Origin of the sequence: Microvirga aerophila (genome assembly GCF_003332305.1) — a bacterium.
GTDB lineage: Bacteria > Pseudomonadota > Alphaproteobacteria > Rhizobiales > Beijerinckiaceae > Microvirga > Microvirga aerophila.
Genome location: NZ_QOIO01000102.1, coordinates 1 through 9,890 on the forward strand (window position 1 = coordinate 1; position 9,890 = coordinate 9,890).

Annotated in this window: 11 protein-coding genes; 2 read left to right on the forward strand and 9 right to left on the reverse strand. The window is 59.5% G+C overall.

All coding sequences use genetic code 11. The annotated features are described in order from the left end of the window. Window positions 1-1,030 precede the first annotated feature (1,030 nt). Complete coding sequence (locus DRB19_RS30430) at window positions 1,031-1,225, forward strand: hypothetical protein (protein WP_147023526.1); 195 nt, start codon at window positions 1,031-1,033, stop codon at window positions 1,223-1,225. 545 nt (window positions 1,226-1,770) lie between these two features. Here DRB19_RS30430 and DRB19_RS27725 read toward each other — a convergent pair. The 3 genes from DRB19_RS27725 to DRB19_RS27735 form a co-directional block, all read right to left on the reverse strand. Then, complete coding sequence (locus tag DRB19_RS27725) at window positions 1,771-2,064, reverse strand: hypothetical protein (protein WP_114189208.1); 294 nt, start codon at window positions 2,062-2,064, stop codon at window positions 1,771-1,773. Window positions 2,065-2,153: 89 nt separating this feature from the next. Beyond that, entirely contained in the window at window positions 2,154-2,384 is a 231-nt protein-coding gene (locus tag DRB19_RS27730) for a hypothetical protein (protein ID WP_114189217.1), read from the reverse strand. A gap of 116 nt (window positions 2,385-2,500) precedes the next feature. Then, window positions 2,501-2,821 (reverse strand): hypothetical protein, encoded by a 321-nt coding sequence (locus DRB19_RS27735; RefSeq protein WP_114189209.1) that lies wholly within the window; start codon window positions 2,819-2,821, stop codon window positions 2,501-2,503. Window positions 2,822-3,532: 711 nt separating this feature from the next. Between DRB19_RS27735 and DRB19_RS27740 the strand changes: the two genes are divergently transcribed. Then, window positions 3,533-4,081, forward strand: a complete 549-nt coding sequence (locus tag DRB19_RS27740) for a recombinase family protein (RefSeq protein WP_114189210.1) — start codon at window positions 3,533-3,535, stop codon at window positions 4,079-4,081. A 107-nt stretch (window positions 4,082-4,188) separates the two neighbouring features. Here DRB19_RS27740 and DRB19_RS27745 read toward each other — a convergent pair whose 3' ends face one another. From DRB19_RS27745 to DRB19_RS30860, 6 genes are all read right to left on the reverse strand, one after another. After that, window positions 4,189-4,860 carry a hypothetical protein gene (locus tag DRB19_RS27745; RefSeq protein ID WP_147023026.1) on the reverse strand — a complete coding sequence of 224 codons (672 nt, stop codon included), beginning with the start codon at window positions 4,858-4,860 and terminating at the stop codon, window positions 4,189-4,191. Between the two features lie 143 nt (window positions 4,861-5,003). Next, window positions 5,004-5,480 (reverse strand): hypothetical protein, encoded by a 477-nt coding sequence (locus tag DRB19_RS27750; RefSeq protein ID WP_114189212.1) that lies wholly within the window; start codon window positions 5,478-5,480, stop codon window positions 5,004-5,006. Window positions 5,481-5,882: 402 nt separating this feature from the next. Then, on the reverse strand, window positions 5,883-7,505 hold the full coding sequence (locus tag DRB19_RS27755) for a DUF3987 domain-containing protein (RefSeq protein ID WP_162815917.1): 1,623 nt from the start codon (window positions 7,503-7,505) through the stop codon (window positions 5,883-5,885). Beyond that, the gene (locus DRB19_RS27760; RefSeq protein ID WP_114189214.1) at window positions 7,495-8,424 is read right to left on the reverse strand and encodes a DUF7146 domain-containing protein; all 930 of its coding nucleotides are present in this window, start codon (window positions 8,422-8,424) and stop codon (window positions 7,495-7,497) included. The genes DRB19_RS27755 and DRB19_RS27760 overlap by 11 nt, the downstream gene beginning before the upstream one ends. Next, window positions 8,421-8,732 carry a hypothetical protein gene (locus tag DRB19_RS27765; RefSeq protein WP_114189215.1) on the reverse strand — a complete coding sequence of 104 codons (312 nt, stop codon included), beginning with the start codon at window positions 8,730-8,732 and terminating at the stop codon, window positions 8,421-8,423. Before DRB19_RS27765 ends, DRB19_RS27760 begins: the two co-directional genes overlap by 4 nt. A gap of 829 nt (window positions 8,733-9,561) precedes the next feature. Next, a partial coding sequence (locus tag DRB19_RS30860) for a hypothetical protein (protein WP_210207549.1) occupies window positions 9,562-9,890 on the reverse strand: 329 nt, incomplete at its 5' end.

A 9,890-nucleotide genomic window follows, 5' to 3' on the forward strand; every position in this document is an offset into this window, starting at 1 on the left:
TGGTGCAGCTATGGACGGCAGCAGCCACAAGGGCAGCGACCGAGCGCATGAGGGAACTCTATCCTCTCATCAAAGCGTCCAGGCGATCGATGAACTGAGGCGGGTTGCTCACCTGAACTTGCTCCCTCCGGCCCCGCCAGCGGGGGAGCTTTTTTGTCTGGCCTTCAAATGAAAACGGAGCGGCCTGTTCCGTGTGCGCCGCTCCAGATGTGGGCTCCCCGAGCAGCTCCTGCAGGCAAAAAGAAAGCGCCCCCACAAGGGAGCGCTTCCAAGGTGCCGGTCGTGGGGCAGAATACGCCGGAGATGCCAGGTAATGCACTCCTGCGGCTTTCGTTCCAAAAACGAACGAGTTTGCAGCCAACTGGCCTGGGTCGCACGTGGTCTAGACCAGTTGGCCTAAGTAGAATTGGCTAATTTTCTTCTCTTTCGGGTTAGTTTATAGATCTCAAACATTGATTGAGGGATTGTTCAGTCAGAATAAAAGTATATTTTGAAGATAAACTTCCTAGTCGTGGGGGCAGATCCAGGGCCAAGGCCGCGAACTCAGCCATAAAGACTGAGCGCGGCCTTTTTATTGTTTTCCGAGCGCCACCATCACGGCGAACTCTGCCGTCGCATTTAACCTGGATCAAGGACGCGGCGCGGCAGAGGGTCTAGTTTGAGGCGTGGATTGATGGGATCCACTTTTGACTGCCCCTACATTGAATCTCCCGAACTCCCTCGTTGGCCACCACCTGCGGGGGAGTTTTCTTGTCGGGGGCCTGAGGCGGCGGTTTTCGGTTCAGCGCGGGAATAAAACCGGAGGCCGGACCGTTGAGCACAGACCTGCCCTTGTTACCCCGCCGGCCCCTTCAGGCGCTCCCGCGGGAGCGCCTTTTCTTGGTCACTTGGTCCGCAACTGGGGCCGGATCGACACTAACGGCCAGGAACTGGTCGAGATCTTCGACAGCGAGATCGAGGCCGGCTAAGGGGTGGCGGGGCCCTCGGGATCTCTTACTGCCCAGGATTAGCTCTATTAGGCGAGTAGCTCATGACTATGGCTGAACAGAACATGCAATCTCTCAATGCGGCGGTTGAGGAGACCATCGATCTGGCCCATCAGGCGATCGAGCAGACCCGCGCCGAAATCGCTCGCTCGCAGGCTTTGAGCCAAGCCGACGCTGATCTCGCGCATGCCATCGAACGCATGGTCGATAATCATGACAGGAGTACGCACGAGCAATGAGGCCAGTTCAATCGATCCCGTCGCTTCACTCTGCACAGGTACAAAGCTGACAGGCCGCGTGGTTTACCAGATCCCTTACACAGAATCCCACTCGATGCTCAGTCGAGCGGGGCTTCTTCATGGGCTGTTAACCATACCGCCGCGACCATGCTCTGGCTGATCCGCTTATAGCGAGCGGGTCGGATCAGCATCTTCCTTGGAGCAGGCGAGGTGTTCCATCCGCACCTCGTCTGCTTTGGGGATGTGCGCGTCCAGTGCAGTAACTGTCCCGTAACCACAATCACAAGCGACCCTGACCGAAACCGCAGGCACGGCGTTGACCTTGTGCCTGAACGGGAGAGGACTGCCTCATGACCATTCTCGATCCGATCACCGGGAACCTCGTGCAGATCGACATTCGGATCAAACCACGCCGTTGAGCGTCTGCGTCGCTGGGAGGTGGTGATGAAACGATCCTCACAACGACGCGCCAGACGCTGGGTCATCCAAGAGCTGATCCGCTGCATGGAGCAGCGCAGCGATCTCCCTTTCCCATCAAATCTGGTTCAGATCTCCCTGATCGACGCAACTTCCTGCTCGATGATCTCAGGATCGAGATCTCCCTCTGAGTAGTAGCGCCTGATATAGACTTCGAGATCCTTTTGGTCTGGGAACGCCACGATCACTCTCGCCATACCCGCGTTCGGAGGACCTTCCCAGATCGAGGCGGTGACGCAGCCCCCTATGAGTTCCACCTCTTGTTGGATCCCTGCGGCGAACTCCTCCGGAGGCACTTCGTCAATCTCGAACCCCTCGTAGGTGTATTCGGGAGTGTACTGATCGATTGGCTCCGGTGTCATGCCACAGACCTCTTAATGTTGGGGCGCATCTGATCAGAGGGTTTGCAAAGGGGAAAATGGAGGCGACATCGCCTCCACTTCCGATGCAGCTACCGGAGCTCCCAGATGCCGGTGTGGCCGATCTTCGTGAGCTTGCCCTCGTCTACAAGCCTCTGGGCGGCCCAGCGCATGTCGTACTGCCATGTGTAGAAGAGGTCATTGAGGCGGAGGTCAGCTTCGTGGCGGCTCCAGATCTCTCGAGCTACGTCGATGAGATGGGCACGCCCGCGCAAGTCCTTAAGGATGTCTAGGATCGACTGCTGCAAATCTGACTTGGTCATTGTGGTCTCCGTCATATGCCTGAGGAAAGTCGAGAGTTTCTCCATTCGCCCTCACGTAGGTGGCTGACCCGGCGTTACCCACCGGGTCAGCGCTGCGAGCTATGTTGCGGCCTTGATCAGCCTTTCTGCTTGGACTTCGTCGCGAGGTAGTCCAGAGCGGCCTGGAGGTGCGCTGCCTTTTTTGCTGCCGTTACGGGCTTGCCCCACTTGACCCAGGTCTCGAAGCTCTGCTTCGCGACGTTGGAGTAGCCTTTGCCCGTGTCGAGGTAGCTGAAGTTGCTCTTGCGCATTGCCCAGGAGTCCGTCGTGATCCCGAGCATGGTTGCGATCCGGAAGTCGTTCTCTCCCAATGGCTTTGTGCCGTACAAGTACGCGAAGCAGTTCACTAGATCGTCGCCGTTCGACCACGCGTGCTGGCAAACTCTGGCTGTTCTCATCAGGTCATTCTTTCAGTGAGAGTGGAAACAAGGGCATCTCGCCCGGCAGGCGAACCCGGGTGGGGTGAGGTCCGGGTTCGCCTGCGTCATCACCGAGGGTGCCATGGAGCAAGCACACTCGGGTGAGTATCAATGTTAGATGATTTAAGCTAACGGCAAGTCCAAAATTTAAATAAAATCCGTTTTTGACAGAAAATAATACTATATAGGTAGGTTTCTCACAGTTTAATTTCGGGTTCTACTCATATACTTGGAGGGATCACTCACGATTACATGCATTCAACATGAATATGGGTCCTCATATTTTTGAGGAGTACTCGCATTGTTGAGGGTTCCTCATGTCATGGAGGGTTCCTAATACTGTGGAGGGGAGACTTGGCAGTGACATGCTCCTCCAGGAGAGGATCCTCACTATGTGTTAGTCCGACCTCGCACACGTGGGGCACCCCGCGTAATTCGCAGAAGTGCCTTCTGTTCTGTCTTCCTGGGCCTGATCAGACAGGTCAGTCCGCCAAGGTTTCCTCGGCAACCGCCGGACTGCGATCCAGCAGCACGAGCAGGATCCGAGCTGGTCCCTGGACCATGCTGATTGCCGGCATCGTCCTTCGGCCATTTTGTGCAAAAATCACGAATTTTGCACAAAGCTCTCGACCCAAGCGGATCAGTCACTTACGCTGTGCAAAACATATGTGCAAAATAAGTGCTGATCTGATGGCTCTGATTGCTTACGCCCGCGTCTCGACCGAGGGGCAGACCCTCGAGGCCCAGGTTGCCCAGCTTAAGGCTGCCGGCGCCGAGAAGATCTTCAAGGAGAAGGTCAGCGGTGCCCGGGCCGACCGCCCCCAGCTCAAGAAGGCACTCGCCGCCCTCGGGCCGGACGACGTGCTTCTTGTGACCTGCCTTGATCGCCTGGCCCGCTCGACCCGTGATCTCCTCAACGTTCTGGACGAGATCGCCAAAAAGGGTGCTGGCTTCCGGTCGCTGAACGACACATGGGCCGATACGACGACCCCACACGGGCGGCTGATGCTGACGGTGCTGGGAGGGCTGGCCGAGTTCGAGCGCGAGCTCATCCGAGCTCGAACCGGCGAAGGACGTGAGCGGGCGAAGGCTAGAGGGGTAAGGCTCGGACGCAAGCCGAAGCTGACAGCGCACCAGAAACGCGAGGCTCTCGTCCGGCGTGAGGCTGGTGAACCCCTGACCGAGATCGCACGCACCTACAATGTTAGCCACTCGACGATCTCGAGGCTGCAGGTCTAGCTGGCCAGAGCTCCGATTGAGTTTGAAGGACTTGTCGGGAGACGAGAGTGCCCTTTCGGCCGATGAGTCAGGATAGTCAGACGACTGCAGGCGCGTGCAGCGCTGCCTCACTCCTTGCGAGTTGTCTTGCCCGGCGACGGCTTCGCTCGCACTTTGCCGCGCACTTGCTTCTCGAACCACGCTGCAAGGCGTTTGGGCCAGCGCACCCGAAGTTCCTCCGGCGTCAGGTCGAAGGAGGTCAGTCCTTGCTCCTTGAGCGCAAGCTCCTCTTCAACCCAGCGGTTGACCCAGCGCTCCGGCAGTTTGGGGTTGTTCACGTCAATCGGCCCATCGTAAGCCGCCTTCAGCAGATTATTCACCCGAACCTGTCTCGGCTCGCGGCGGGGCTTGCCGGGGTTTTTTCGCGGGGCACGTTCGGGAGTGAGCATGCGGAACTGCACGCACTCACCGACAAACCGCGCATAGGCGCTTGGGTTTGTCGCCCGGAGCTTCGCAACCGCCTGCAGCCCATGCTGTGCAAAGTCGGCGGCGACGGCATCAAGGAGTTGCTCGGCCAGCCGCTCACGCGTCGTCGGCTCCCTGGTTGCCGGCGCGGGCTTGTCGGGGCTGGCGTGTGATCGGAGGAGCGGCTTGAAGGCGACGAGGTCGCTCACCAGCCGGGCATAGGCAATCGGATCACGCTCCCGCAGGATAGTGACCACCTGCGGACCATGGGCCGCCAGATCATCGGCCATGATCGCGACAACTGTCTGCCCCGCCCGGTTACGAGCGTCGAGCAAGCGACTAGACGGTTCCGCTGTGGCGGCCTCTGGCGGCTTTTGCTCGCCAGTCGGTGCTTGGGCCGGCGAGAGGCGGAATTGCCGTCAGTGAAGCCCGGGAAGGGTTTGCTGAAGCTCTCAAACGGATTGTCGGCCACCTCACGTTACTCCTCGCAGGTGGGTGGGGGTGGAACGATGGGACAGCCTCTCTGATCTCTCGCCTCCTTTGGCAGACGCCAGCCGGCCACAGGAAACGGATCGATCGGCAGACGGACGTCGGTCAGGTGGTCAATGCGGGGTGGCAGACCGTGTCCGGTGTCCCAATAGACCCAGTCCCAATGCCTGCGGACAGTGAGGCCGCGCTCGACAACGAAGAAGCGCCACACGTGCATGGCCTCCGTGGAGAGCATCCAGAATGCATGCTTCGTGAGACGCCCGTGCAGATGACCTGTGCTGTCGCGGTAAAGCCTGGGCCTGAGAAGCGAACCACCAACGAGAACCTCAGCGGCCCGGCGTACGAGAGGGATGGCCAGGGCCACTGAGCGGAAGGTCGTGCCCTCAAACCGGCAGGGACCGACGGTGGCGTTGACCGCCTGGAACACCAGCTCCAGGGCGGGGGCGTGTTCAGGCCTCAGCATCATAGGCACAGCTCCCGCGCGTGCGCGCCCAGAGCGCGCGAATGGGCAGGCCATTGGGGCTCAGCTCCCTTCGGAAGCCCCGGCGCAATGTAACGCTATTTATCTTGTCACCGTTGTCACCACCCCCCTCGGTGACAACGGTGACAGATTGCGAAGGCGTTATTTTCCAGTGACTTAGCGTCAGGCGCAGTTTCTTGTGGGCCGTTTGGATGCCTCTGGCACCCGAAAAACGGATCTCAGCAATCCCTTGCTGCACAAGGGATCCGGTGGAAGATGAACAACTGTCGCCGTTGTCACCTCGCACAGGCATTAGACTAGAATTAAAAAGGCTTCCCATTTTCCTTTGTGCGACAGTGGGGGCATACGCCTTCATGCGCGTGAGGTGACACCGGCGACGGCCTCTCCTCATGGCCCGCCCCTCCGCCCGCGCATGATCCGTTCCCGAATTTCGGCTTGGAGCCGGACCTCAGCCTCGTGCTCTGCGGCGAAGCGTTCACCTAGGCCCGGCGTGACAAACCACTCCGTGTTGTAGGGGCCGCGCTCGACCGGAGTGAGCCACCCACCTGCTTCGAACACGAATAGCTGCTTGAGGGCATCCTCCCGCCCGTCCCGCAAGCCACGCGTAATTCTTGTTAGGCTGCGCAGAGTAATCGTCGGACCGTTGTGCCTGATAATGGCAGTCGCGATCTGCCGAACACGGCTGAGGGCCTGACCACCATTCTGGAGGTCGTAGAACGCCGTCCCGTGCGGGATCACAAACTCCCGCACAATTCTCTCGGCATTGGCGACGGCGTGGTCGGAAACGTCTTCGATGCCCAGCGCGCGACCCTCGACCACGTCCACGAGATGCAGGATGAGCGCGAGGGCTCCCAGCGTGCGAGGCAGCTTGGCGAGGAATCCACCGAAGGCTGGCGAAGGCTCGGTGATCCGCCCCGCCTTGATCATGTCAGCGTCGAATGCCTCGAAACGTGCACGGCTTTCATCCGTGAGGAGGAACATTCCGGGCTCCATCCCGTCGAGGCGGTTGATGAGATCCGTGAAGGCGCGCTCCACGCGCAAGTCCCGTTCCTCGTCGCGGTAGGGCTGCGCCTCGCCCATCACGACGGGCAGGAAACGCTGGAGGAGGCCGTCCGAGTCGAGGTTGCCCATCTCTCGGAGACGATCCGGCTGGATCGAGCCGATGACGGCGACCGATAGGTTTCGGACCCGACGGTCACCGCTGACGCGCTGTTGCGTATAAGGGCCACCATCGAAGGCACGAGTCCAGATTGAGCGGTCCTGCGCTGCGCCTTTGCCCCCGCCACCGTACTTGTCCATCGCCCCGATCCAGCCCGATAACTCGTCACGGATCAGGATTGCACCGCAGTCCTGGCGTGAGAGCAGGGCGCACACGCGCTCGCTGGTAGCGTCGGTGATGATGCGGTGACGAGGTTGAGGGATTGTCTCAACTGGACGCTCTTCTAGCTTTGCGAGCTCCTCCTCGGCCTCCTTCGCAGCCAAGTAAGCCTCAAGGTCCCGTCCGTCGAGCCGATCGATTGCGTCATAGGCGGTACGCATAATGGCGGTCTTGCGCGAGCTGGGAGGAGCCAAGAGCAGGGTCCACAGGACAGGCGGGATCAGAAGATCGTCGTGGTACCGCTTAGGCTTGAGACGCACGCGGTGGTCGATCACACCTGAAAGCAGTGCAAGACTTGCCATAGCGAAAGCGCTGACATCTGCACCCGAAGCCATAGCCTTCTCCTCGGCGAAGGCTCGCAGGGTCTGCGGGAGCGCATCGAGGGGGAATGTCGGGACCGGCGGCCGGTCAAAGGCATTCCATGCCTCTGCAGCTGTCGGCAGCTCTACATCCTGCTCTTTGCCCCTCTGCTTTTGTGCGGGAGAGCTCTTGGCTTTAGGCTTATCTGCTCCTTTGACCTTGGCACGCGCGTTGGCCGCGCTGCGCGTAGCGTCGTCCATGATTTCCCTAAGGCAGTCATGGCCGTACTGCTCGAGCACCGCACTAGCGTCAACTTTTCCGTTAGATGCCATGGCGAGTCTCCCGCAAACGAAGGGCGGCTTTGAAGTCGCGAACTGGCATGGCAATGACTTCGAAACCTCGCCGCTCCAGCCGCTCCACCAGAGTATTCCCATACCGCTCGCCTGCAGGGTCTGGGTCGATCAGGACGGTTACGCACTCCACGTAAGCAGGGACGTGCTCGGCCAGGCCAGGCAGTCTCGAGGCCGACCCTGCAGCCCACGCGCCAAGACCCCGGACCTCATGGACCGCAAGCGCCTCCTCGATGCCTTCAGTGATCGTCAGGCCACCAATGTCGTTCACGGGAGCCAGCACGATGGGCAGAGTGTGTGCCCGTCCCAACATGATCTTGTTCGGTTCTGTGTCGGCCTTGTCGAGCCCATCGGGACGCAGCTTGGTCAGGTGGACCCCGCGAAGCGTGTTAATCCGCAGGACACCCGGCTCCGGCTCGTCTGCAAGCCCGAAGGCCCCGATCAGGCTGGGAGGATGCTTGCCACTTGCCGGGAGGAACCGCAGCGTCGCCGGTAGGGAAACTGTGATGCGCCTCTTTTTGCAGAGATACCGTTCGGCCAACGTGCCAGCAATGGGCTGTGACCGCTCCCAGAGCCAATACGCCAGATCAAGGCTCTTTCGCACCTCTTCGAACTCTACCGCAGCCCTGGGGACCGTCTGGATCGGGCTCTGGGGGATTTGAGGCACCCGGCGACCAGAACGCTTGGGCAACAACCCTCGGCGGCGCAAGTCGTCCTTGATGTCTTTGTAAGTCTCGGGGCCGAACGTAAATACGACGACATCATTCGGATCCGAATGATGATCTACAATTGAGACACTACGGTCCTTGCGGGAGTGCCCAGGAGCCGGAAAGTTCCCGGAGTTGCCGTGCCAGTCACCGCCCAGGGCACACGTGATATGTTTTGCGAGGGAAGCGCTCATAGCTTACCCCCGCTGAGCAGCAGGCCGATGTGGGGATAGCGCTCCAGGAGAGCCTTGACGGCGGGATGCTCGTCGCCGTGCAGCCCGTCAGGGTTGATCCACCCTTCAACAGTTTGGTGATATACCTCTTTACCTGTGACGCGATCTTTCCAGAGAGTACGACCGAGCTGGTCGCCAAACGAACTTGCTGAGAGGCGCCCGTTCCAATCCACGTGGAACTCGACATTGTTTATCTCGAGCCCTAGTGGCTCGACGACGAGACGCGCTAAGAGTCGAACGTTTTCACATCTAAGTTTGAGAGCAGTCATGTGTGAACTCCTACTGTTGAGGAGCCACGAAGACAGGCATTCCATAATGTGGTAGAAACATCAGCTATCCTTGAACTGACGTTTCACCGCCTCGGGGCTTACCTGCTCCGGGGCGGTTTTCTATGCGTTGGAAGGCAGCCCTGATTGGGCCGAGGTAGTAGGCTCTAGAGGTCGTGGCTCAAGCGGTCCGAGCAGGTCCTGGGCCCAGGCGATCAAACTCGCCTCAGGGTAGAGTGCGCGGCCGCAGACTTTGTGGAACGGCGGGCCATTGCCTTCGCATGCCCAGCGGGCCAGGGTTTGTGGAGAGCAGGGCAGGTTGAAGCGGTCGCGCAGCAGCACGGCGGCATCGTGGCGCGAGAGCAGTCGAGTGATAGAGCTAGGCATGGGTGATCCATCGCGAGCACGAGAACGCGCGCCACCTGAGCGGCGCACACAGTCGGTTCCTTCACGACAGTCCCGCCGTCGCCGCGATGGCCGCTCGTGCGAGCAAGCCCGGCTAGTCAACGTCCAGCCGAAGTACGTACGACCTTACGCTGTCGTCGCGATGGCGGCCCTAAGGCCCCCGCAGCCCTTTCACGTCTGGCTGTAGACGGCCCCATAAAGGCGGGACGAGAACAACATAATGCAGAAAAGAAAGGAAACAAGAAGCATCGCTTCAGAAATTTGAGATTAAATACCACGTGACTCAGTGTTGCCGGCCTGGCAACAATGGGCTTGCTGCTAAAACACTTGCATAATACTTATTAATCTAGGCAAACGAGCACTCGATCCAGCATGGTGCGCCCTGAAGTATGGCTTAAGCCACTCGCTACAGCGCAGTTGATCCAGATCATGCGTCCAGCATCTGCTCGGCCCAATGTTGCCGCACCGCAATCACATGAAGTTTGCACTCTGAGCTGTCGAAGTCCCCTTTCTTAGGTTCGGTATCATGTTCGTTGCCTGCCATGAGGGTCACCTCCGCCTTGAGCAGCCTAATCATTGCGTTCCATCTGGAAAGGGGCAATGCCTGAAGCTTGACGGTATTCTGGAACCCGTTACGTTTGCCACTACGCCGATCCAGGCAAAAGAAAACCCGCCAAGCATGACCAAGCGGGTTCCTCTCAGAGCCAGAGGTTCTGTTGCGAGACGTCCCTACAAGCTTTGAGAGGACGCCATCCA

What these genes read in the sequence shown, in the direction of transcription:
- DRB19_RS30430 (WP_147023526.1), top strand. Translation starts at nt 1,031, where the DNA reads ATGACTATGGCTGAACAGAACATGCAATCTCTCAATGCGGCGGTTGAG.
- DRB19_RS27725 (WP_114189208.1), bottom strand. Translation starts at nt 2,064, where the DNA reads ATGACACCGGAGCCAATCGATCAGTACACTCCCGAATACACCTACGAG.
- DRB19_RS27730 (WP_114189217.1), bottom strand. Translation starts at nt 2,384, where the DNA reads ATGACCAAGTCAGATTTGCAGCAGTCGATCCTAGACATCCTTAAGGAC.
- DRB19_RS27735 (WP_114189209.1), bottom strand. Translation starts at nt 2,821, where the DNA reads ATGAGAACAGCCAGAGTTTGCCAGCACGCGTGGTCGAACGGCGACGAT.
- DRB19_RS27740 (WP_114189210.1), top strand. Translation starts at nt 3,533, where the DNA reads ATGGCTCTGATTGCTTACGCCCGCGTCTCGACCGAGGGGCAGACCCTC.
- DRB19_RS27750 (WP_114189212.1), bottom strand. Translation starts at nt 5,480, where the DNA reads ATGATGCTGAGGCCTGAACACGCCCCCGCCCTGGAGCTGGTGTTCCAG.
- DRB19_RS27755 (WP_162815917.1), bottom strand. Translation starts at nt 7,505, where the DNA reads ATGGCATCTAACGGAAAAGTTGACGCTAGTGCGGTGCTCGAGCAGTAC.
- DRB19_RS27760 (WP_114189214.1), bottom strand. Translation starts at nt 8,424, where the DNA reads ATGAGCGCTTCCCTCGCAAAACATATCACGTGTGCCCTGGGCGGTGAC.
- DRB19_RS27765 (WP_114189215.1), bottom strand. Translation starts at nt 8,732, where the DNA reads ATGACTGCTCTCAAACTTAGATGTGAAAACGTTCGACTCTTAGCGCGT.